The organism is Fundidesulfovibrio butyratiphilus (assembly GCF_054657235.1).
This window is the reverse complement of sequence record NZ_BAAHXA010000003.1, coordinates 450497-472553: the sequence shown is the minus strand read 5'-3', so window position 1 is coordinate 472553 and position 22057 is coordinate 450497. Positions and strand designations below refer to the sequence as shown.

The window sequence follows — 22057 nt, the reverse complement described above, 5'->3', positions numbered from 1 at the left end:
CTAGAGGTCATGCCCACAGTAGGACAGGTTGAAGCTCTTGTTGCACAAGGGAAAGTCCGAAATCTGCTGGCCGCGCAGGGCCAGGGCCAGGCCCGACCAGTTGTGGAACGACGGGTCCACGATCTTGTAGCGGACCAGCCGTCCGTCCGGGCCGGTGATGGCCGTATGGCAGATCTCGCCCCGCCAGCCTTCCACCAGGCTCACGGCCAGGCTGTCCGGGGCCAGGGGGCCCAACGGCGTCGTCACCGGGCCTTCGGGCAGGCCTTCCGTAAGAGCCCGCACCAGGCGCACGGACTCCCGCATCTCCAGCCAACGCACAGCGGCCCGGGCCTGCACATCGCCCCCCTCGTCGACCATGGCGCGCGGGTCCAGGCCACGCAGGGCCCAGCAGGGCCAGTCCGCCCGTACGTCGCGGGCCAGTCCGCAGGCGCGGGCCGGCGGCCCGACAAGCCCCAGGTCGCGCGCTTGCAGGGCCGTGAGCTGGCCGGTGTGCTCGAAACGGGCACGAACCGAGGTGCAATCGAAAAGCAGCGAGGCGGAGCCGGAAGTGTCCTTGAAAATGGCTTCCAGTCGGGAACGCAGGGTGGCCAGGCGTTCGGAGTCGGCATCGAATCCAACGCCCCCGGGAACCACCATGCCCCGGCCGAAGCGGTTGCCGCACAACAAAGCGGAAAGATTCAAATAGTCGCCGCGCAGCCGGCCGTTGAAGCTCATTACCGGCAAGTAGCCCACATCGCCGGCCATGGCGCCCAGATCGCCGGTGTGGTTGGCCAGGCGCTCAAGTTCCAGGGCGGCGGCGCGCAAAAACGCCGCCCGGGGGGGGGCGGTCACGCCGGCCAGGGCTTCGGCCACCTGGGCGTAGGCCGTGGTGTGCCCCACGGTGGTGTCGCCGGCCAGGGTCTCGAAAAGGTGGACGGTGAGCGTGTCCGGTCCGCCCGCCAGGCGCTCCTCCACGCCCCGGTGCTGGTAGCCCAGGGCGATCTCCAGATGGAAGACGTCCTCGCCGTGACACTGGAAGCGGAAGTGCCCCGGTTCGATGACTCCGGCGTGAATGGGGCCCACGGAAACTTCGTGGACATCCTCGCCGGCCACGGTGAAGAATTGGCCCACGCAGGGGGCCGGCCGTTCCTCCGCGCCGAAGGGGGCGTTGGAGCGCACGGGCTTGAACCAGGGATGGCCGTCGATGGGCAATCCGGACTGCTCGTGGATTTCCCGTTCGAACAGGTGGGCCTGGGGGCACTCGGGAGTGATGGAAGCGAAACGCTCGCCCGGTTCGCAGGACAAGGCGGTGAGTTCGGCCGCGCAGTCGTTGGCCACGATGGCGATGAGGCGAAGCGACGGCCCTCGGCCCCAGGCGAAGAACGAGGACAGGCGGGAGCCCTGGCGCACGGCCGTGACGAGGGTCTCGCGAAATTCCGAGGCGGAAAGGACAGGCAGGCGGCCCAGGCTCACCGCTTCGCCGGGAGTCATGTGCAGCATCAGTTGCCCCCCAGACAGGCGGCCGCGCCGCGCATGAGCGTCCATACGGGGCCAGGCACCCACACGCCGAGCAAGGTGACCAGTCCGGCCAGGGCCACGGCCGGCGCCAGGCTGTAGGTGTTTTCCACTTTCACCGTGGTCGGAGCGCTGGGCGGGGGATAGCCCTGGGCCATGCGCAGGACCGGGGTGGCCATGCCCACGAAGATGACGAACAAAAGGATCAGAAAGGTGGCGGCCAACACGTACCGCTCGGCGTCCATGGCGGCCTTGAGGATGCCCAGTTCCGAGACGAAGAGGGAAAACGGCGGCGAGCCGCAGATGGCCAGGAAACCCAACAGCCACAAGACGCCCGTGACCGGCATGAGCCGGATCACGCCGCGCACGTCGTGGGCGGATTTGGAGTGATAGCCGGCCAGGATGTTGCCGGCCATGAGAAAGAGCATGGCTTTGGTCAGGGAGTGGCCGGTCATGTGCAGGAGCATGGCCGGATGGGCGGGTTGTCCCAGTCCCAGGGCCAGGGACAGAATGCCCATGTGCTCCACGCTGGAATAGGCCAGCAGGCGTTTGAAGTCGCCTTGGCCCAGGATGAATACGGCGGCGAAAAGCAGCGATACCACGCCCAGCCCGGCCAAGGCCGGCTGGCACAGGCCGGAGAGTCCGGCCGCGCCCATGATCTGGTAGACGCGCAGGATGCCCAGGAACGCGCAGTTGAGCTGGGCTCCGGAGAGAAGGGCCGAGACCAGCGAGGGGGCTTCGCTATGGGCGTCGGGCAGCCAGGAGTGCATGGGGGCCAGGCCCATCTTGGTGCCGTATCCGGCCAGGGCGAAGAAGAATCCCAGGCGCAGCCAGGTGGGGTCGAGCCCCGTGGCGTTGGCCAGGAAGGTCGTCAGGGCCAGCGACCCCTGGATTCCACTGGGCAGGGAGGCGGAAAGGAAAATGTTGCCCAAAAGGGCCAGGGCGATGCCCACCGAACAGATCATGAGATACTTCCAGGTGGCCTCCAGGGAGCGCTGGTGGCGGTGGAAGTAGATGAGCGGCGCGGCGGTCAGGGCGTTGGCCTCCACCGCGGCCCAGAGCAGGCCCAGGTTGCTGGTGATGGTGACCAGGGTCATGCAGCCCAGAAAAGCCAGCAGGCAGGCGCTGAACACCCGTTCCGGGGCGTTGACGAAGAACGCCTTGGAGGCGAAGTCGCGTCGTTCGCCCTGGGGTTCGCTGCGCAGGTAGCCCACGGCGTAGAACGAAACCACGGTGAACAGGACGCTCGACAGGCAGAGAAAGAGCACGCCCAGGTCGTCCAGGGCGATGACGTCGGGAAAGGCCGACACGGGGCGCGTGGCCGCCGCCAGCAGACAAAGGCCCAGGTGGCAGGCCGGGGCCAGGGCCAGGAGCGCCCGCCGCGGGGTGTCCCAGGGCATGAGGATGGCCGCGACGGCGGCCAGAAAGGGCAGGGCGACCAAGGAGGCTAAAAGCATGGCTAGTCCCTGATGGAGCAGAAACGCTCGGTGTCTATGGAGTCGAACTGCCGGTTGATGTGGTGGATGGCGATGCCCATGACGAAGATGGCCACCAGCACGTCGAGCAGGATGCACAGCTCCACGGCCAGGGACCCGGCCGGGTTCAGGGCGCAACTCAGGACGAAGATGCCGTTTTCGGCGATGAGGTAGCCGATGACCTGGGAAATGGCCTTCTTGCGGCTGACGATGACGAGCAGCCCGGTCCAGACGAGAAAGAAACCGGCGGCCACGGGTTGCCGGGCTTCGACGGGCAGGCCGAATCCGGTCTGGGTCGAGAGCCACAGGGCGCCCATGAGGCCGGCCACGCCCAGCAGCACGACCACGGGATAGCCCAGGTAGGGTTCGACCTCCAGGCGGACCTTCACGCGGCGCAGGGTGCGTCCGATGAGCACGGGGAAGGCCAAAGCCTTGACCAGAAGCGATACGGCGCACACGGCCAGAACGTGGATGTCGAGGTGGACCTGGGGCGACAGGGGCAGCAGGCTCACCATCACGCCCTGGAAGGCGGCGATGCGAAGGCAGGCGTCCAGGCGGCTGGAGGCCAGAAGCGCCAAGCCGGACAGGGCGGCCGCTATGGCGAGAAGACTCATGAAATCGGCCGGGTTCACGGATCAGCTCCCGATGACGGTCAAGGCCAGGGCGCAGGAAGCCGCCGCCGTGGCCAGAAGCGAAGGTACGCGCAACAGGCGCAGTCTGGCCATGGACGACTCCACCACGCCGACGGCCACGGCAAAGCCGAACATGGCGGCCAGGGCCGTGAGCGGACCGTGGATGGGGATGAGAAGCGCCATGGTGAGCGCCCCCAGTATCCAGAGTTTGAGGGCGGCGCCGTATTCGATGAGCGCCAGCTCCGGCCCGGAGTGGTCGAGCACCATGACCTCGTGGATCATGGTGAGCTCCAGGTGGGTGTTGGGATCGTCGAAGGGAATGCGGCTGCACTCCGACAAGGCCAGGATGCCCAGGCACACCCCGACCAGACCCAGGGCCGGGGCCTGTGCATACCAGGGCGAGGCGGCGGCGTCGGCCAGCATGCTGGTCAGGGACAGGCTGTGGGCGTGGCGGGCCAGGGCCAGAAGCCCGAGAAACAGGGCCGGTTCGGCCAGGCTCGAGAACACGGCTTCGCGACTGGCGCCCATGCCTTCGAAGCTCGATCCCGTGTCCAGGGCGGCGGCCATGGTGGCGAATCGTCCCATGGCCAGAAAGTAGACGAAAACGAACATGTCGCCTTCGAAGGACCACGCGGCTTCCAGCGATCCGAGCGGAGCCATGGCCGTGGCCGCCAGGGTCGCGGCCAATCCCAGGACGGGGCCGGCCCGAAACACCCAGGTGGTGGTGCGGCTATACACCGCGCCTTTGCCCAGGAGCTTGAAAATGTCGTAGTAGAGTTGGAGCAGGGGCTTGCCGGTGCGACCGCCGAAGAGGGCCTTGACCCGGTTCACCACGCCGACCATAAGAGGCGACAGGACCAGGGCGGCCGCCAGGGGGAAAAAGTGCCAGGCGTTCATTGGGCGAGAAAATTGTAGGCCAGAAGGGCCATGAGGGTGACCATGATGGAGAGGATATAGAGGTTGAGGTTGCCGTGCTGAAGCCATTTGAGGTGTCCCGCCACCCAATCCACCATGGAAAAGAAGGGGCCGAAGCCGCGTTCCTTGACCAGGTCCGGCGCGAGTTCGGCATAGGACGCCTTGGCCGGAAAATATCCCACGGGGGGATCGAGCCGACTGGAGGAGCCGGAAAAACCGCCCAGCAAATGGGTCATCGGATCGCTGAAAGACGACGCCGTGTACTGCATGCGCGCGGTGGGAGCCGAGTAGCCGCAGTCCCAGGTTCCGGTGGAGCCTACCGGACGCGCGCGCAGAAGGCCGAAACGGAACACGACCAGGAGGCCGGCCAGGACCAGCAAGGCGACGTTGGCCATGCTCAGGGCCCAAAGGGCGCTCATGGCCGATCCCAGGGCGGCCAGAACCTGGGCCGCTGCCGACCCGGAAGCGGCGGCCGCCATGGCCGGGGCGGCCAGGGACAGCATCCAGGGGCCCGACAGGCCGAAAGCCGCCACGCCCAAGCCCAAGAGGACCATGGGGATGGTTTCTCCCCGGTGCGGGTCGTGGGCGTGGGAGGTGGCCTCGCTGCGGGGTTCGCCCAGGAAGGTCGCGCCCAACGCCTTGACGAACACGATGGCCGCGATGCCGCCCACCAGGGCCAAGCCGGCCAGCGCGGTCCACGCGGTGAGGGCGCCCGGGCCGGAGAGGGCCAACCCCAGGCGTCCGGCCGCCAGGTAGAGCAAAAGCTCGCCCACGAAGCCGGCCAGGGGTGGCAGACCGCAGATGGCCGCCGCGCCCAGGGCGAAGATGCGTCCCGTCACGGGCATGACCTTCATGAGTCCGCCCAGGCGGTTCATCATGACCGTGCCCGCTCCGTGCAGCACCGCGCCGGCGCTCAGGAAGAGCGAACCCTTCATGAGGGCGTGGGCCAACACATGCAGGAGCGCGCCGCCGAGCGCCAGGGCGGCCAAATCGAGGTGGCCCGTGGAACGTCCCAGCAGATAGAGTCCCAGGCCCATGGTGATGAGCCCCACGTTTTCCACGCTGGAATAGGCCAGCAGGCGTTTGAGGTGGTGCTTGCCCATGGCCTGCACGATGCCGAGCAGGGCGGTGAGCAGGCCCAGCGTCACCAGCAGATAGGCCTGCCAGGGCTCGGGCTGGGCGAGAAACGTCATGGAGCGCATGAGGCCGTAGATGCCGGCTTTGATGATGGAGCCGGAAAGATAGGCCGAAACGTGGCTAGGCGCGGCCGGATGGGCCTCGGGCAGCCAGACGTGCAGGGGGGCGATGCCGGCCTTGACTCCGAAGCCGGCCAGGGCCAGCAGGAAGGCCGCCACAGCCGTCGTGCCCTTGAGCGAGCCGACCATGGACGTGAAAGCGAAGCTCCCGCCGACCTGCGCCGAGGTCAGCAGCATGAAGCCGAGCAGAAAAGCCAGGCCCGCGTGGGCTGCCACCAGGTAGGTCCAGGCGGCGGAGCGTACTTCGGAATCGATGTCGTTGAAGCTGATGAGGAAAAACGGAGCGACGCTCATGATTTCCCAGGCGGCGAGAAAGAGCACCCCGTCCGAGGCGGCGTACACCAGAGCCTGGCCCGCCACCATCAGGGAGTAGAAGAACCAGTGCGCGCCCAGGTTTTTCTTGCCTTCGAAAAAGGACAGGGAGGACCGGCCGTACACGGCGCACAGTCCGCCCAGGAGAAAGGTCGGCACGAGGAAAAAGTTGGTCAGTCCGTCAAAGCAGAGCCCGAAGCGTCCCAAGGGCAGGTGCCAGGCCATGGTCAGCGACCACACGCCGCCGCCGATGAGCTGTTCGCAGGCGAAAATGAGACCCATGGCGCAGCCGGCGGCGACGCCGAGAGGGCCGACGATGTTGGCTGTGGGGGAACGGCCCGCCAGGAGGGCGAGGAGGCCGGATGCGAGAATGACGCCGAGCGCCGCGAAGTACAGACTCAAAACGTGCTTCCTTATAGAATTGGAAAACCGGTGCTCTTTAGGACTGTAGCGGTGTTGCGTCAAGGGGCAAGGTGCGGACTTTGAAAAATAGCGGAGTTCGTTTAGGGAAAAGTTTCCGGGATGCAGGATGTTCGCGGTTTAAAAAGAAATATAATCTTTTAGGAATGGCATGCATTGTCTTCTCGGGCCGCGGTTCCCCAAGTCTCGCCAGGCCCCGCAACGTCCCGAGGTGATTGGTCCGCATTGCGTGGCGAGGAACGTTTCAAGCCCCGAGGACCAGGGGGGGCTTGGCGCGACAGAGGTGTCAAGAATTTGAAATCGTTGGCGCGCATACGCCGTGTCGCTTTGTGTGGCGCACGCAAGGGGGCGATTCCCCGGGGTTGGTCCGTCTCTTGCTTTCAGGGATCATGTCCGGAACGCTTCGCGCTTCGGACGGCCGACCGCCTCGGTCGTTGTGCGAAATTTCCGGCGATGTTTCGAGCGGATCGCCGGCGGACCGGAAATATGTTTTCAGGGGAAGCCCCGCCGCCAAGGGGGGAACGCTTCGCGGTTGCCGTCATGCCCATGGCGCACCTCGACGGCCCAGTGCCAAAACGACAACAGGGAGATCGACCGTGAACAGCCTCCGCCTGGCCGCGCTTTTCGCCTTATCCGGGCTTTTGGCCGCTTCCCCCGCGCTTTGCGCCGACCACGTCAAGACCTTGTACCGTCCAATCGTCATGGCGCAGGCCTCCACCAAGTCGGCCCCCAAGAGCGCGCGTCGGGACCCCATGCCGTTGGGCGACTTCGAAACCGCCGGATCGCTTCGGGCGTCGAGCTTGTTGCCCAAGTCCCTGCTGCGGGGCCGGGATTTCCGTGTGGAAGAAACCGTGACCACGGACGGGTACGTGAACATCTACATCCTGCGTTCGCGGTATGGCGACTACCGGGTCTATTCCACTCCGCTGCTGGTCAGCCGAATCGACGAAATCGCGGCCATGGGCCGGATGGAAAAGGTCAGCGGGGCCAAGGAGTTCGGCAAGGGCGTCTGGGACGGGGGGGCCAACGTGATCAAGGGCGCGGCCAACCTCATCACCGATCCCATCAACACCCTGGGAAGCACGTTCTCCGGGGTGGGCAAGCTGTTCGAACGGGCCGAGGAGTCCATAGCCGGCAGCAAGGCCAGCAAGTACGAAGACGGCGCGGCCTACGGAGCCATTGGATTTTCTTCGGTCAAGCGCGATTACGCCAAGACGTTCGGGGTCGATCCCTATTCCACCAACGCGCCCATGCAGGCGCGCTTGAACAAGGTCGCCAGCGCGGGATACGCCGGGGGGCTGACCTCCATGGGGCTCAAGATGCTCATTCCCGGCGGGGTGGGCATCGCCGTTTCCAGCGTGGGCGGGGTCAACTGGCTGGGCGAGGTGGATCTGGCCCTGCCCCCCACCGAACTGCGCCGCAACAATCGCGAAATCCTGCTCAAGATGGGCATTGCCCCCAATCTGGTCGAACACTTCATCGACAACGACGAATTCACGCCCACCCAGCAGTCGCTTCTGGTCAAGGCTCTGTCCAAGATGGATCAGACCGCCGGACGGGATCTGTTCATCCGCCTGGCCGCCCGGTCGGGCGACCAGGAGCAGACCCTGTTTCGTCAGCGCATGGCCCAGCTGTACAGCGCCTACGACCGCAAGGTGGAACATGTGGAGCAGTTTCTTCAACTGGGCAAGCTGGTGGGGGCCAAGACCCGTTCGGGCAAGGTGGTGCTGTGTTTCCCCCTGGACCGCCTGGTCTGGACCAAGTCCCTGGCGGAACGCACGCAGGGCATGGGAAAGGCCGTGGCCGAGGCGAACCCGACCGGTGTGGAGCTGTGGATCTGCGGCCCGGCCAGTCCGCTGGCCCGCAAGAAGATCGCGGCCCTTGGCTGGACCCTCAAGGAGCACTGCAACCGACAGCTCCTCGGCGAGACGTATTAGCAGCCTGTTGAAAGATCCTTGCTGGCTGCGTCGCTACGAAAAACTCAAACCCTCAACGGATGCCAACTCCGCTTCGGGCTTGATTTTTTTCGCGCCTTGCCAGCACGTTTTTTGAACAGGCTGCACGAATCGACTTTTGGGAGGGCTGGTAGCCGGCCGTTGTTTTTCCTCTATACCGAGAGCAAGATGAACACGCTCAGCACGAGGCCGATGCCGGAAAGCTTCAGGCCTCTGCGAAACGCCGTCTGACGCGTGTTGAACATGAAGAGCGACGACACGGCAAGGAAGGTCAACAGGGTCCCGTACGCGACGCTGTATATGTGCGCCGTTTTGGAACTGCTGAGCATGTGAAGACGAATCAGGGGGGCTATTGCGGCGTTGAATTGCATTACGGTGTAGGTTACGTTTCCGGTCCGTTTGTCGTACGCTCCATCCTTGATGTTTTGTCCGTCCTGAAACAGGATCGTATCCCCGTCCGATTTTGTCGCTTTGAACCGTCTCATATGGAGAGCCTGTGCAAGCTCTTCTGGGGTCATGTCCTGCGCCAGGGTCGTCGAGACACTTTTTGACGTCTTCATGAAATCCGTTTCGCGGTAGACCAAAATGATGCCGCTCACGGCGTATAGGAGCGTTATTCCTATAAGAAGAAATCCAATGTCGCGGTGCAGGCAGCGTATTTGCCGGGAAATGGTCTTGCTGGTCATGATGTATTTCCTCAAGTGTTTTATGTCTATGAGTCGCTGCTATCACGCGTCAGGTTACGGACGATTTTCGTTTGGCGGGATTTAGCCATCTGTTGAAAAATTCTTGCTGGCTGCGTTGCTGCGAAAAGCTCAACCCCTCAACGGATGCCAACTCCGCTTCGGGCTTGATTTTTCTTGCGCCTTGTCAGCACGTTTTTTGAACAGGCAGCAAGAATCGACTTTTTGGGCGGGCTGTCAGGTGGCGAGAGGATTGTACGGGGAAAAGCGCGAGGCGACTTTGACAACAAAAAACGGGAGGAAAGAACGCGTTCTTTCCTCCCGCCGGATAATCAGGGCAAGTCCGCGGTCAGGCCAAAAGTCCCGCCGCGTTTCGCATGATGTCGGCGATGGCCAACCCTTGGGGGCAGGCTTTTTCGGCCCGGGCGTAGTCGGTCGTTGCCAGGCTCGCGCGCACCTCGTCGGGCAGGCTGGCGAAGAGCTCGCGGGCCAGATCCTTTTCGCCGTAATCGTTGTAGTACATCATGTAGCGCATGACCTCGCGCACGTATTCTCCGCCGGCCTGGGCGCAAATCGCGCCGCATCCGGCGCAGTAGCCTTGGCGGGTGTCCTGGGCCAGGTCGTGCAGGGCCCGGAAATCCGCCTCGGCCAGGGCGGTGCGGTCGCGGGCCGCGGCCACGTTGGCCGCCAGGATGGTCAGGCTCGGCATCTGGGAGCAGATGCTCGCCACCTGAGGGTTCTCCCACACGGCCTTGAGTCGGGCCTGCTTGTCCGTGAAGCCTTTTTCCAGAAACCTTCCGGCCGCGTCGAGCTCGGCCTGGCTGTCGGTCTTGACCGGTCCGCCGCCCTGGGTCTTCATGGCCACCAGTCCGATGCCCGCCTTGTGGCAGGCGTCCATGGCCTTGCGCATTTTTTCTTCGCGCATGAGCCGGAAGTTGTAGGTGATCATCACCACGTCCAGGCCGGGCCGGGAGGCCGCTCCCAACAGGCAGTCCTCCATGTTGGTGTGGGTGCTGAAGCCGAAGAATTTGAACTTTCCGGCTTTTTTCATCTCCGTGGCCCATCGCATGGTTTTTTCGTCCATGTCGGCGATGGAGGTGATGCTGTGGATGAAAAACAGGTCCACATACGAGGTCTTGAGCCGCTCCAGGGATTTGTCCAGTCGCGCGGTGAGGTCTTCGCCCTTGGGGATGAGCTTGGTCACCAGAAAGACCTCTTTGCGGGCTTCGGGATTGCGCGAGAAAAACCGTCCGTAGCCTTCCTCGGACTGGCCGTTGCCGTAGGCCTCGGCGGTGTCCCAGTAGGTGACGCCCCACTTGATGGCCTGTTTGAGCAGCAACTGGTTGTTGAGGGTGTCGGTCATGCCGCCCATGGCCAGGATGGGCACCTCCACTCCGGTTTTCCCCAGCACGCGCCTGGGCATGGCCGGGAGCTGGGCCGGCGTGGTCTCCTGGGCGGCCAGCACGGCCGGGGCGGCCAGGGGCGCGGCGGCCGCGCCCAGGGCGGCGGTCTTCAGGAAGGCTCTGCGTGAAAAGTTGGCGGGACTGTCCTTGGCGCTCATGGCCGACCTCCTGGTGTGTCTCCCGGAACCGCCCTAAAGCAGCATGCGGCCCTGACGGGAGCGCGATTCGTTTTCACTGGTGATGCGGATGGCCCGCAGCCCGGAAACCGGGCATTCGTGTTCGCACATGCCGCAGCCCACGCACCGGGCCGGGTCCACGTACGGCCGTTGCAGGCGGACCACGATTTCCGCTTCGTCGCCTGTTGTCGGCGTCCATTCGGGGGGGGCGGATTGCTCCAGGTGCAAGGATGTCCCGGATGCCGCGACGATACGTCGGGGAACGGCCTTGTCGTCGCCGGCCGGGCGCAGCGCGTAATCGCCGCCGGCCAGGTTGGGCGCGCCGGTAAAGAGGTGCGGCAGGTCGGCCCGGTTCGGGGCGGCCCCGGTCAGGCGCATCCGGCCTCCGCGCACCGGTTCGAAGGACGTGCGGGTGTAGATGGCCTTCGGACTTACGGGGCACAGCTCCTGGCAGACGATACAAGGCCGGTCCATGGCCCAGGGCAGGCAGCGGGTGCGGTCCACCAGGGCCAGGCCCATGCGCACCGGGCCTTGGTCGGTGAAGTCCCCCAGGCCGAATTTTTCGTCCGGGGTCAGGGGCCGTATGGCCGCGGTGGGGCAAACCTGGCCGCAGGCCACGCAATTGGGCTGGCAGCCGCTGCGTCCTATGCGGAAGTTGGCGGTGGGCGTCCAAAGGCCCTGTATGCCCGAGCGCAGGAAGTCCGGCTGGAGAAGGTTGCCGGGACAGATTCGCATGCACTGCCCGCAGCGGATGCACCGGGCCAGGAAGCGCTCTTCATCCAGGCTCCCCGGCGGCCGGATGAGGCCCGGGTCGTGATCCGACGCCGCCACGGCCCCCACCCGCCACAGGGGACCGGCCAAAAGACCCGCCGCGCCCAGCACCACGCCGCGGCGTCCGATGTCGGGCAGGGGGGCTTCGCCGCCGGCCGAGGCCTTGGGGGAAAAGCCGATGCGTCCGGCCGGGCAGCGGTCCAGGCAGTTCATGCACATGAGGCATTCGCCGGTGACGATACGCCCCGAAGGAGTGCACGCCCCTTCGCAGCGCTCCTCGCAGATGCGGCAGTCCCCGCAATTGTCGCGGCTTTTGCCGATGCGCCAGGGGGCAAAACGCGACAAGAGCCCGAAGAGCGCTCCCAGCGGGCAGAGAAAGCGGCAGAAAAAGCGCGGGACCACCAGATTGAGGGCCAGGATGACGGCCAGCACGGCGAAGGTGAGCCATGCCCCGGCGTAAAAGCGCGGTCCGTCGTACAGCACGCCGTATCCGTGATCCGCGAGCGGGGTCAGGGTCAGGTTTACCGAGCGAAAGAGCAGGGGCAGGGGGTCGAAAAGCCCGGATTGCACCGAGCCGGTCAGGGCGCAGCCCAGCAGGAAGATCAGCAGAAAATACTTGAATGCTCGACCGTTGCGCGCCCGGTTGGCCTCCACGAGTTCCCGGCGTCCGGCCTTGCGCAGGGATAGCCATCCCACGAACTGGTTGAGCGCGCCCATGGGACAGGCGAAGCCGCAGAAGAATCGCCCCACGAAGACCGTGAGCACGACACACGCCAGGGCCCAAGCCAGAGGGGCGTAGAGCGTGCCGGTGGAAAAAACCGTGGATAGGACCGTCAGGGGGTCGAGACTGAGAATCCAGTTGACCGGCCAACCCCGCAGCCGCCACCACTGGTCGCCCAGGGTGGTCACCAGGCAGAACCAGAAGAACAGGGCCAGGAAAAACGATTGGCTGATGCGCCTTGCGGTGACGATACGCATGGGGTCCTAGGTTCCGGCGTCCAGAAACACGGGGTTTACGGCCTTGAGGTCGGCGTTGCCGGCTCCCGCCTGTTGGGCCATGAGCACGTAGGGCACGTCCGCCAGGGACCGGCCGAGCAGGGTCAGGCCGAAGGCGTCGGCGGCCACCGGGTCGGTGGAGACGGCCAGGACGTTTTCGGCCTTGAGGTCGGAAAGCGATCCCCCGGTGGGGCCGTTGGTCATCATGACGTTGACCCCGTCGAGCACGGACAGGGTGGGCCGCACCATGAGGGAAAGTTCGGTCACGATGGTGTTGATGTCCTGATGGAAGACGTTGCGTTTGCCTCCCAGAAATCCGTACAGGTTTTTCAGGGTCATGGAGGCGCCGGCCCTGTGGTGGTCCTTGACCGGCGAGACCACGATGAGCTTGGTAACGCCTCGGAACGCCCCGGCCAGCACCGGCCAGTCGCGCAGGAGCTTGCCGTTCGTCAGGCTCAAGGGGGAGAAAAGTCCCGCCGCGGGCGCGAGGACGTTGCCTCCGGCCCGGCGCGTGGCCGGTCCGATGCCGGAAATTTCGAAACAGGCTTCCGGGCTGTTGATGGGATTGTCCGTGACGAACACCCGTTCGGCTCCGGCTTTTTTGCACCGTTCCACAACGGCGCCCACCAGTTCCGGGTTGGAGGTGGCGCCCAAGGAGGCCGGAGTGGCGAAGGCCGCGTTCACTTTGACCAGCACGCGGTCGCCCTTGGCCACGAACCGTTCCAGACCGCCCAGAGCGGCCATGGCCTTGTCGAAGAGTATGGCCCGGTCCGTTCCGCGGGCCACGGCCATGGCCGAAGGGTGTCCGGGAATCGAGAAATCGCCCAGGGTGGTGAGGACGTTGGAGGGCGGCGCGGCATGCGGGCCTTGCGCGTCGTAGAGCCACAGTCCCGCGCTGGCCGAGGCCACGGCCAGGACCGAGGCCGCGCCGACGCGTTTGAGAAAGTCGCGTCGGTCCAGGGCGTCCGGTTGTTGGCGGGCGGGTTTTGTCTCAGGGTCGTCGTTCACGGGGTGCGCTCGCTGAGGATTTTGGCCAGAGCGGCGGTGAGGTGCAGGGCGGCTTGGCGGCTGGTGGCTTCGTGCGCTCCCGCCAGAACGTTCCCGGAGACGATCACCGTCTCGAAGGCCATGTTTTCCAGGGTGAAAAGTTTCGCCGCGGCGGGCAACTGCGGGTCCTTCACGGGAACGTAGCCGTTGGCCGTCAAAAAATCCGCAAAGGCCCGGGCCTGGGCCTGGGCCTGTTCAGGCGTCTCGCGCATGGTCGCGTAGCCGGTGACCTCGGCGCCGGCCAGGGAGTAGTCTGCGGTGAAGACATTGGAAAAGCCTTCCAGACCGAAGGCGTCGGAAACGGTCATGCGCATGCTGGAGTCGGTGCGTCCTTCCCGGGGCAGCAGATCGGCCTCGGCCAGCGGCGCGCTTTGTTTCGTCGCCGGCAGGGCCGCGAGCAGGGAGGCGGCGGCCTTTTCGAGTCTGGCGCGCAGGTCCGGCGCGGCCTTGTCCGCCACCATCTCCACATAGTAGGGACCGCTGGTGAAAAACAGGGCGTTTTGCGTGGCGTAGGCCCCGGAAGACACCCGAGACTCGGCGGCGTCCGCTCGGCGTTGCCCGCTTTCCACGGCAAAGGCGTCCTTTGCGGATTCCATTTCGTAGACGCTGACTTCCACCCGCGCGTCCAGGCCCGGCAGGGAAAAGGGACGCGAATGCATGCCCTTGAAACCCGAGGCCAGGTAGAGTTCGGCCTTGCCGTCGATCTTGTCCGAGAGGGTGTCCCGGTTCCAGGCTTCGGCCGGACCAAGCGGCGTCGCATCGGCAAGCCGGGTCAACATGGTCGCGCCGGCCGAGGTTTCGGGCGCGCTTTGACCGGTCGTCGCGAAAGACGTCGTCCGGGTCAGGGAGGCGGTGACCGCCGGATTGAACGCGGCCTGTTTCCAGAAAAGCCAGGCGGCCACGCAGCACAGAACCGCCAACACGGCCAGGGCCATGCGGCTCTCCCGCGCGTTCACACGTTTTTTCGCCCGCGCCATGTGGCTTCTCCTTGGGGCCGGGGCCGTCCACGCGTCCGATTCGTCCCGCGAACGCTTACTTGGGCAGGCGCTTTTCCCGCTTCAAGTCGTAAAGCGGCTCCATCTTGAGTTCGGTTCCCGTCAGCTTTTCGGGCTCGACCGGCATCACCTCGCCGTCTCGAACCAGGAAACGCAATTCGCCCCGTACGGCCACGCCGTCCCGCAGGGCCTTTTCGAGCTTGGCCGTTACCGCCGCGTATTCGGACTCGGCCTTGCGCTTGTGGAACGCTCGTCGCCACTCGAGCCATTGTTGCGGCGTGAAGCCGCTTTGGTCGAGAAAGACATAATAAAGCGTTTTGTCGGGACAGTCTTCTTCAAGGTACAGGGTGTATTCCACGGGATGGGCCGGATCGGCCTTGTCCGCCCGGAGCTTGGCGTCTTTTTCGATGAGCCAGGTGGTGGGACACTCCCGGCCGGAGGCGAAGGTCGCCACTGGGCCGTACACAAAGTCCGGAGACATTTCAGAGGCGATGAAGCCGCCCTGAAGAAAACTCTCCGGCGGGGTGAACCGGACGAGATCGTTCTCCTCCCGCAGGGCCTGGGCTCTTTCGCTGGCGGCAAGTGCCTGGCTGGAACCCGTCGCAAGGCTCAAGACGACAAGCAGAGCAACAAAGCGACCCATGGAGTGTTTCCTCTGTATTTACAATCGATGATCTGGTTTTTAAATCCAGCATGAAACGGGGTCAAGGCGGTTTTTTGCCCTCCGCGCAAGTCCGGCGCCTTGCATGCGGAAGAGGTTGGGGATAGGATTTGTCGCAGTCGGGCAAGGCTTTGGTGTTTGTCGACATTCTGGCCTCCTGCCGCCTCGGGCGAGAACCGGCGCCCCGCCCGATCTTTCTCGCCCTCTTGTCCCCCCTTTCCTTCGAGGAGCGGTCATGCACTACCTTGATCTCGGAAGTACGGGTCTTCGCGTATCGGAAGTTGGATTCGGAGGCATTCCCCTCATTCGCCTGGATCGCCAGCAGGCCGTGCGCGTGGTTCATCACGCCCTGGACCGCGGCGTCACCCTGTTCGACACCGCCAACATGTACCTGGACAGTGAGGAAAAACTCGGAGAAGCCCTGGCGGGCGGGGTCCGGCACCAGGTGGTGCTTGCCACCAAGACGGCCCAGCGCACGGCCGGGCCGGCGCTGGAGCACCTGGAACAGAGCCTCAAGGCCCTGCGTACCGACTACGTGGACATCTACCAGTGCCACCAGCTCTCGCGCGAGGCCGAGCTGGAAGCCCTTCTGGCCCCCGGCGGGGCGTATAACGCCCTGATGCGGGCCAAGGACGCCGGCAAGATTCGGCGTCTGGGCGTGAGTTCGCACAGTCTGTCCATGGCCGTGAAGCTTGTGGAGTCGGGGTTGTTTTCCACCATCCAGTTTCCCCTGAACTTCATTGAGACCGACGCCCTGAAAGAACTCGCGCCCAAGACCCAGGCCAACGGCATGGGCTATCTGGCCATGAAACCCTTTGCCGGCGGGATGATCGATTCCGCGTCCGTGGCCTTCGCCTTTCTGCGCCAGCACCCCGAGTGCATTCCCCTGCCGGGATTTGACTCGGTCGAAGGCCTGGACGAAGTGTTGGATCTCTATCAGCGGCCCAACGTGGTGGACGAAGGCGTGCTGGCCGAGATGCAGCGGTACCGCGACGAACTGGGCGGGCGCTTCTGTCGTCGTTGCGAATACTGCCAGCCATGTCCCCACGGGGTGCTCATCACCCCGGCCATGATGTACAAGGTGCTGGCCATACGCATGTCGCCGGCCACGGCTGCGCGTTTCGCCGCCAAGAACATGGAGAGCGTGCGGTTGTGCCAAGATTGTGGCCAGTGTCTGGAAAAGTGCCCCTACGGGCTGCCGATACCGGACATGCTCCGGGAGCACCTGGCCCTGTACGACGCCCACAGGAGCGCGGCTGGGTTCTAGCGGCGTGTTGCAGGTTTTCGCCGGCTGAGCGGTTTGCGAAAAACCAAACCCGCCCCCGCGTCGATACCGGTTCGGGCTTGACTTTTTCTCGCGCCTTGCCAGCAAGTTTTTTGAACAGGCTGCTAGACCTTGGACCCCGCGTGATTATTCTTAATAACCTCAGTCAGAAACCCAAAGGGAGAAGCGTATGAAATCCATCAAGGGAACCAAGACCGAAAAGAACCTGCTGGCCTCGTTCGCCGGCGAGTCCCAGGCCCGCAGCCGCTATACCTTCTTCGCCAGTGTGGCCAAGAAGGAAGGGTACGAACAGATTGCCGGCATCTTTCTGGAAACCGCCGAGCAGGAAAAAGAACACGCCAAGCGGTTCTTCAAGTTCCTTGAAGGTGGGGATGTGGAAATCACCGCCACCTATCCGGCCGGCATCATCAAAACCACGCTGGAAAACCTGAAGCACGCCGCCGCCGGCGAGCACGAGGAAACCTCCATTCTCTATCCCGAAGCGGCCAAGATCGCCCGCGAGGAAGGCTTCGAAGCCATCGCGGTGGTGTTCGAAAACATCGCCAAGGTCGAAGCGTTCCACGAAAAACGCTATCGCGCCATGGTGGCCAACATCGAAAACGGCACGGTCTTCAAAAAGGACCACGAAATCGTCTGGAAGTGTCGCAACTGCGGCTACAACCACACCGGCGCCGAAGCCCCGACCAGCTGCCCGGCCTGCGCGCACCCGCAAGCCTACTTCCAGGTGCTGGAAGAGAATTGGTAGACGCGCTGAGGATTTGAAATATTGAGTTAATGAAGAGGCCCCGGACGACGAAAGTTGTCCGGGGCCTCTTGTCATGAAGATAAGTATCTGATTTTGTCGTTTGATCTTCAGTCAAGATTTTTACGTAAATGATTTTCAGTGATAAAAAATTAATTTAAAATTGGACTTTTGGTTGTCGGGTTAATATTAAAATTTGTATGTTTGTTGGGTGTGACGGTTTGTTAAAATTATATAATGGTGGAGGTTTTGATGCTAATAATGCCAATATCTTCCGTGGTGCATTATAAGTGTGCGTTTGATATTGTTTCAAGTGGTGGTTTGAAGATGAATAAAATCCAAAATATTATATTTAATTGGCTTAAAGCGCATAGTGCAGTTTGCGGGAGGCTTAGTCTATCGCTTCATCCGTGGTTCAAATTTGGTAGTGAAGGGCAAGAGCAAGTTGGTGATTCATTTTTTAGAGTGGCAATAAACAAGGGGGATCGATCTAAGGCTGATCCGGAAAATTGGCTTGTTGAATTCATACATAAAGATTCGAGTGAGCGATCAAGGTTGTGGTGTATAGTAATTTCTTTAACTCGGAAAAGCGATGGTTGTATTAGATTTACATGTGTTTTGAAACATGCTGTTTTTGAAGGCTGGGTTGGGCAACTACCCGATGAGCCTCAGTTTTCAGTTCCACGTGTTGTAAAAAATATTGTATCTGCATATCAATGCGTAAAAAGTGATGTTGGGCTACAATCGCATGTAAATGAGTGCTATATTGGTAATATGAGGATTTTGGCCGATGGAATTTTGAACAGGTCTAGGGTGTTTCCTTTTGTCGTGCTTGTAACTGACTTGCAAAACAAGAGTTTAATTGATTTGGAGCAATTGCAGGGGATTGTAATTGGGAATGCGAATGTATATCATTTGCCTGTTGAATGTTTGGCAGAGTTTAACTCATATGTCCCGGCGGAGTTGTCGTTGCGTCCTGGGATGCTTCGAATTTTTTCAAGTGTTTCGTCTGGTGTGTCATCTACGAGGCATAGATATTTTGTGCAGAGCCAAATTGAATTATTAGGTCAAGAGGAGGTTCTTTGGCAGCTTGGCGTGGGTTTGTCTAGAAATTTCAAGACATTTATTCCAAATGATATTTTATCAGTTTCAGATGTTATACATAGAAGGCGGATCGCTGCGTTTGAAAGATTAAAGATGATTCATGTAGACAGTAAAGATGAAATAGGTCTGTATAAAGGTGAATTGGATTGTAAAAATGACGAGTTAAATAAAAAGAATGAAGAGTTGGAAGAGTGCAGGGAAGAGTCTAAATTGTTTGTGGAAATGTACGATAGGCTCGAGCAGGAGCTTAAGGATGTCAAGTCTGCCCTGCTTAGGTGTAATGATGGCAAGAATGTTAGTGAAAGCACAGCGGATGGTCTTGTAGTCCAAAGGCTGCCTGCATCTGTTGTAGATGTCCTTAGAATATTATCAAAATTGTTAAGTGATAAAATTGTAGTTCACGAAAGCGCTTTTGATTCTGCCGAGAGCTTTTCAGGGCGTGATGACTATTGTTGCGTTTGTTCAGCTTGGCGGATGGTTTTTGAAATTGGTACAACACTTCATGGTTTGTTTTATTCTGAAAAAAGCTGTGATATTGTTAAAAAATTTAAAGAAACAACAGGTATTGACATTGCTTTGTCGGAAAGTAGTCAAACTCAAACAAATAAAAAGTTAATGAGGCAGAGGATGTATGATTATGACGGAGATGTTATAAATTGTAGTCCTCATATAAAAGGTGGAAAACGGGAAAGCTATTTGCGAATTCATTTTGCAAAGCTTGACAAAGAGAACAAAATTATTATATGTTACTGTGGTAAACATTTGGATACATATGGAACAAAGCGTCGCAAGCTATAACTATCTATATATGTGATTGAATATTAAAAAAAGGGGCCGAACCTCAAGGTTCGGCCCCTTTTTCAATCTCTCAACCGCCCACGGTCACCCGCGGGCGGTTGTTTTTTACAGTTCGTTCGGCAGTTCCTTGAGCTGGGCCATGGTGAACACCGGGCCGTCCACGCAGATGTACTTCTCGCCCAGGTTGCAGCGGCCGCACAGGCCGACGCCGCACTTCATGCGCCGCTCCAGGGTGGTGATGATCTGGTCGTCCTGGAAGTTCAGCTTCTGCAGGGCCTGCAGCGTGAACCGGATCATGATGGGCGGGCCGCAGGTCACGGCCACGGTGTTTTCCGGGCTGGGATTCTCGTCCAGCAGCACGTTGGGCACCAGACCCACGCATTTGGTCCACAGGGTGCACGTGTTGTCGATGGTCTCGATCAACTTCATGTCGTCGCGGGCGTTCCAGTCGTCCAGATCCTTCTTGAAGCAGAAGTCGTCCGGGCTCTTGGAGCCGTAGATGACGGTGATGTCGCCGTAGTCCTTGCGGTTGTCCAGCACGTAGAGCAGCAGGGTGCGCAGGGGGGCCATGCCGATGCCGCCGCCGATGAAGACAATGTTCTTGCCCTTCATCCCCTCGACGTCGAAGCTGTTGCCCAACGGCGCGCGCACGCCGATGCGGTCGCCCGCGCTAAGCGTGTGCAGGCGGTGGGTCACCTCGCCGGTGCGCATGACCGAGAACTGCAGATAGTCCATGCGGGTCGGCGGGGAGTTGATGACGAAAGTGGACTCGCCGACGCCGAACGCCGAGAGCTGGCCCACCTGGCCGGGTTTGAAGGAGAAGGCTTTCATGCGCTCTTCGTCCTCCAGAACCACCCTGAACGTCTTCACCAGGGAATTCTCGATCTCCGTCTCGACGATGATCGCCTTCTCCGGGAGAAAGGGATTGACGTTTTCAGCCTTCATGGAGCTTCAGCGCCTCCTGAATGATGTACCTGAGGTCCACGCCCCCGGGGCAGTATTTGGTGCAGCGCCCGCAGCCGCAACAGGAGATGGTCCCGCCGTGGTTCTTGGGATGATACCAGAACTTGTGGCCGATGCGGTTGCGCAGCCGGTAGGCCTTGGTGGGCCTGGGGTTGTGGCCGCTGGCCTCCAGGGAGTAGGTGGCCGTCATGCACGAGTCCCAGGTGCGTATGCGCGCCCCGGCCTGGCCGTCGGACTCGTCGGTAATGTTGAAACAATAGCAGGTGGGGCACAGGTAGGTGCAGGCGCCGCACCCCACGCAGCCCGAGGTCATCTTGTCCCAGAACTCAAGGTTCGGGAACAGGTCCTTCAAGGCATCGCCGATCTTGGAGATGTCCTTGGCGGGCTCCATGGCTTCCTTGGCCTTGGCGCATACGGCCGCGGCTTCGTCGGCCTTGTCCGCGCCGTCCGCGAAAGGAGCCTGGCCGATGAGGGCCTGGCCTTTCTCGGTGATGCCCTGGGCGGCGTAACCGCCGGCCACGGGCACCAACAGCACGTCGGAACCTTCGGTATCATCGGGACCGCCGCCGACCCAGTTGCAAAAGCAGGTCTTGCGCGGGCTGTCGCAGGCGATGGTCACGATGGTGGTGTTTTCACGGCGCGACTTGTAATAGGGATCCTGGACACCCTTGCCCGCGAACACCTGGTTGTAGGTCGTGAACCCCTTGGCCCCGCAGGGACGAGCGCCGAAAACCAGCGCCGGCGAGGTATCCACCTCGGGCACGATTTCCAGAAGCTTGTCTTCGGGATTTTCAGGGTTACGCGTGTAGGCGTACCGCAGAAGGGTTTTGGTCTGCGGAAACACGGCCTGTTTGGGCGGAGAAACGGATTCGCCCTCCAGGTCGAGCTCCTTGCCCGCGTCGTAGAGTCCGAACGAGGTCCGGCCCTCCAGGCGCATGGGCGCGTACACAGCCATGCGGGCAGCCATATCCGCCAGCCAGGCGGGGATGGCCTGCGCGCTCAAGAAGCGAGTGGTTGCGGTTACCATTCCGTTTCCTTGATCCTTTCCTCGACCACCTGGAAGGTCATCAGGGGGACGGCCGCATTGGGATCGATGCCGGCCTCATAGTTGAACAGATCCTTGATGATGCCGCTCATTTCGCGCTTGATGTTCATGAGCGGGATGCCCACCGGGCAAGCGCGTTCGCACTCGCCGCACTCGGTGCAGCGTCCGGCCAGGTGCAGGGCGTGCACCATCTGGAACATCCATTTTTCGCGCACGCTGGCTTCCTGGCTCTGCCAGTGCGGGTTGCGGCTGTCGGCCAGGCAGACATCGCGGCAGAAGCACATGGGGCACGAGTTGCGGCACGCGTAGCAGCGGATGCAGCGCTCCATCTGGGATTTCCAGTAGTCGAAGCGCTCGGCCACGTTCAAGGCCTTGAAGGCCTCGTACTGGGGCAGCGGCTTGACCGGGGCGGGTTCGACGGGCGAGCCGATCAGGTGGTCGTACACCACGGGATTGGGGTACTTGCACACCTGGCATTTGTCGGCCAGCACGTCGGCCACGGGCAGGGTCTGGGTCTTGCCGTCGATGGTCAGCGTCAGCTGGCCGCCGTCGACCTTGGCTTCGCTCACACGGTCGATCTCGACGGTCTGGGCGATCTTTTTCAGGTCCACCACGCCGGTGCAGGGCAGGCCGAAGATCACCAGGCTTTCCCGGTTGATCAGACCTTCCTGCATGAGCTGCATGATGGAACGGCTGTCGCAGCCCTTGACCACGATACCCAGCTTCTTGTCGCGGTGGTGCATGAGCTGGGAGCTTAAGTTGTTGACGCACAGGGGGCTCCAGGTCAGATCCTCGAGATCCTGCGCGCTCTTTACGAGTGCGGGCACGGTGCGCAAAGGTTCGAGCCCCTTGCGCCAGGCCAGCACCAGATCGACATCCGGAAGGGCCTTTTCAATGGCCTCTTTGAGCAAGGCGAGTTGCGACATGGT

Annotated in this window: 18 protein-coding genes; 4 read left to right on the top strand and 14 right to left on the bottom strand. The window is 62.0% G+C overall.

The window, feature by feature from the left end; genetic code table 11:
• Genes ACYQ01_RS18225 through ACYQ01_RS18205 form a run of 5 tightly spaced genes read right to left on the bottom strand, consistent with a single transcriptional unit; the run spans position 1 to position 6486 of the window.
• Positions 1-1479 carry a hydrogenase large subunit gene (locus tag ACYQ01_RS18225; RefSeq protein ID WP_459935241.1) on the bottom strand — a complete coding sequence of 493 codons (1479 nt, stop codon included), beginning with the start codon at positions 1477-1479 and terminating at the stop codon, positions 1-3.
• Positions 1479-2951 (bottom strand): proton-conducting transporter transmembrane domain-containing protein, encoded by a 1473-nt coding sequence (locus ACYQ01_RS18220; RefSeq protein ID WP_459935240.1) that lies wholly within the window; start codon positions 2949-2951, stop codon positions 1479-1481. Before ACYQ01_RS18220 ends, ACYQ01_RS18225 begins: the two co-directional genes overlap by 1 nt.
• A 2-nt stretch (positions 2952-2953) precedes the next feature.
• Positions 2954-3601: a hydrogenase-4 component E gene (locus tag ACYQ01_RS18215; RefSeq protein ID WP_459935239.1), complete on the bottom strand. Its 648-nt coding sequence runs from the start codon at positions 3599-3601 to the stop codon at positions 2954-2956.
• A gap of 3 nt (positions 3602-3604) precedes the next feature.
• Positions 3605-4498, bottom strand: coding sequence for a respiratory chain complex I subunit 1 family protein (locus tag ACYQ01_RS18210; protein ID WP_459935238.1), 894 nt, complete (start codon positions 4496-4498; stop codon positions 3605-3607).
• Entirely contained in the window at positions 4495-6486 is a 1992-nt protein-coding gene (locus tag ACYQ01_RS18205) for a proton-conducting transporter transmembrane domain-containing protein (protein ID WP_459935237.1), read from the bottom strand. Before ACYQ01_RS18205 ends, ACYQ01_RS18210 begins: the two co-directional genes overlap by 4 nt.
• Positions 6487-7100: 614 nt before the next feature.
• On the opposite strand from ACYQ01_RS18205, the gene ACYQ01_RS18200 reads away from it, so the two are divergent.
• Entirely contained in the window at positions 7101-8441 is a 1341-nt protein-coding gene (locus tag ACYQ01_RS18200) for a hypothetical protein (RefSeq protein WP_459935236.1), read from the top strand.
• A gap of 170 nt (positions 8442-8611) precedes the next feature.
• Here the strand turns inward: ACYQ01_RS18200 and ACYQ01_RS18195 are convergent, their stop codons facing one another.
• From ACYQ01_RS18195 to ACYQ01_RS18170, 6 genes are all read right to left on the bottom strand, one after another.
• Positions 8612-9145 (bottom strand): hypothetical protein, encoded by a 534-nt coding sequence (locus ACYQ01_RS18195; RefSeq protein WP_459935235.1) that lies wholly within the window; start codon positions 9143-9145, stop codon positions 8612-8614.
• 346 nt (positions 9146-9491) lie between these two features.
• A complete protein-coding gene (locus ACYQ01_RS18190; RefSeq protein WP_459935234.1) occupies positions 9492-10703 on the bottom strand; it encodes an aldo/keto reductase in 1212 nt (403 codons plus the stop codon).
• A 33-nt stretch (positions 10704-10736) separates the two neighbouring features.
• Entirely contained in the window at positions 10737-12470 is a 1734-nt protein-coding gene (locus ACYQ01_RS18185; RefSeq protein WP_459935233.1) for a 4Fe-4S binding protein, read from the bottom strand.
• 6 nt (positions 12471-12476) lie between these two features.
• Entirely contained in the window at positions 12477-13496 is a 1020-nt protein-coding gene (locus tag ACYQ01_RS18180; protein WP_459935232.1) for a DUF362 domain-containing protein, read from the bottom strand.
• The gene (locus ACYQ01_RS18175; RefSeq protein WP_459935231.1) at positions 13493-14512 is read right to left on the bottom strand and encodes a DUF6599 family protein; all 1020 of its coding nucleotides are present in this window, start codon (positions 14510-14512) and stop codon (positions 13493-13495) included. Before ACYQ01_RS18175 ends, ACYQ01_RS18180 begins: the two co-directional genes overlap by 4 nt.
• 55 nt (positions 14513-14567) lie before the next feature.
• A complete protein-coding gene (locus ACYQ01_RS18170) occupies positions 14568-15173 on the bottom strand; it encodes a hypothetical protein (protein ID WP_459935230.1) in 606 nt (201 codons plus the stop codon).
• Between the two features lie 253 nt (positions 15174-15426).
• On the opposite strand from ACYQ01_RS18170, the gene ACYQ01_RS18165 reads away from it, so the two are divergent.
• The 3 genes from ACYQ01_RS18165 to ACYQ01_RS18155 all read left to right on the top strand — a co-directional run bounded on the left by ACYQ01_RS18165 (position 15427) and on the right by ACYQ01_RS18155 (position 19120).
• Positions 15427-16458: an aldo/keto reductase gene (locus ACYQ01_RS18165; protein ID WP_459935229.1), complete on the top strand. Its 1032-nt coding sequence runs from the start codon at positions 15427-15429 to the stop codon at positions 16456-16458.
• Positions 16459-16645: 187 nt separating this feature from the next.
• A complete protein-coding gene (rbr, locus tag ACYQ01_RS18160; protein WP_459935228.1) occupies positions 16646-17221 on the top strand; it encodes a rubrerythrin in 576 nt (191 codons plus the stop codon).
• Positions 17222-17470: 249 nt separating this feature from the next.
• A complete protein-coding gene (locus ACYQ01_RS18155; RefSeq protein ID WP_459935227.1) occupies positions 17471-19120 on the top strand; it encodes a hypothetical protein in 1650 nt (549 codons plus the stop codon).
• 105 nt (positions 19121-19225) lie between these two features.
• Here ACYQ01_RS18155 and ACYQ01_RS18150 read toward each other — a convergent pair whose 3' ends face one another.
• From ACYQ01_RS18150 to ACYQ01_RS18140, 3 genes are read right to left on the bottom strand one after another with little or no spacing between them, the layout of a single operon-like run.
• Positions 19226-20065: an FAD/NAD(P)-binding protein gene (locus tag ACYQ01_RS18150; protein ID WP_459935226.1), complete on the bottom strand. Its 840-nt coding sequence runs from the start codon at positions 20063-20065 to the stop codon at positions 19226-19228.
• Entirely contained in the window at positions 20055-21110 is a 1056-nt protein-coding gene (locus ACYQ01_RS18145; RefSeq protein WP_459935225.1) for a 4Fe-4S dicluster domain-containing protein, read from the bottom strand. The genes ACYQ01_RS18150 and ACYQ01_RS18145 overlap by 11 nt, the downstream gene beginning before the upstream one ends.
• Positions 21104-22054 (bottom strand): 4Fe-4S dicluster domain-containing protein, encoded by a 951-nt coding sequence (locus ACYQ01_RS18140; protein ID WP_459935224.1) that lies wholly within the window; start codon positions 22052-22054, stop codon positions 21104-21106. The genes ACYQ01_RS18145 and ACYQ01_RS18140 overlap by 7 nt, the downstream gene beginning before the upstream one ends.
• Positions 22055-22057 lie beyond the last annotated feature (3 nt).

Excerpts from the sequence above, each read along its gene's own strand:
- ACYQ01_RS18145 (WP_459935225.1), bottom strand. The coding sequence starts at position 21,110 with ATGGTAACCGCAACCACTCGCTTCTTGAGCGCGCAGGCCATCCCCGCC.
- ACYQ01_RS18150 (WP_459935226.1), bottom strand. The coding sequence starts at position 20,065 with ATGAAGGCTGAAAACGTCAATCCCTTTCTCCCGGAGAAGGCGATCATC.
- ACYQ01_RS18170 (WP_459935230.1), bottom strand. The coding sequence starts at position 15,173 with ATGGGTCGCTTTGTTGCTCTGCTTGTCGTCTTGAGCCTTGCGACGGGT.
- ACYQ01_RS18195 (WP_459935235.1), bottom strand. The coding sequence starts at position 9,145 with ATGACCAGCAAGACCATTTCCCGGCAAATACGCTGCCTGCACCGCGAC.
- ACYQ01_RS18155 (WP_459935227.1), top strand. The coding sequence starts at position 17,471 with ATGCTAATAATGCCAATATCTTCCGTGGTGCATTATAAGTGTGCGTTT.
- ACYQ01_RS18190 (WP_459935234.1), bottom strand. The coding sequence starts at position 10,703 with ATGAGCGCCAAGGACAGTCCCGCCAACTTTTCACGCAGAGCCTTCCTG.
- ACYQ01_RS18210 (WP_459935238.1), bottom strand. The coding sequence starts at position 4,498 with ATGAACGCCTGGCACTTTTTCCCCCTGGCGGCCGCCCTGGTCCTGTCG.
- ACYQ01_RS18220 (WP_459935240.1), bottom strand. The coding sequence starts at position 2,951 with ATGCTTTTAGCCTCCTTGGTCGCCCTGCCCTTTCTGGCCGCCGTCGCG.
- ACYQ01_RS18185 (WP_459935233.1), bottom strand. The coding sequence starts at position 12,470 with ATGCGTATCGTCACCGCAAGGCGCATCAGCCAATCGTTTTTCCTGGCC.
- ACYQ01_RS18175 (WP_459935231.1), bottom strand. The coding sequence starts at position 14,512 with ATGGCGCGGGCGAAAAAACGTGTGAACGCGCGGGAGAGCCGCATGGCC.
- ACYQ01_RS18165 (WP_459935229.1), top strand. The coding sequence starts at position 15,427 with ATGCACTACCTTGATCTCGGAAGTACGGGTCTTCGCGTATCGGAAGTT.
- ACYQ01_RS18140 (WP_459935224.1), bottom strand. The coding sequence starts at position 22,054 with ATGTCGCAACTCGCCTTGCTCAAAGAGGCCATTGAAAAGGCCCTTCCG.
- ACYQ01_RS18225 (WP_459935241.1), bottom strand. The coding sequence starts at position 1,479 with ATGCTGCACATGACTCCCGGCGAAGCGGTGAGCCTGGGCCGCCTGCCT.
- rbr (WP_459935228.1), top strand. The coding sequence starts at position 16,646 with ATGAAATCCATCAAGGGAACCAAGACCGAAAAGAACCTGCTGGCCTCG.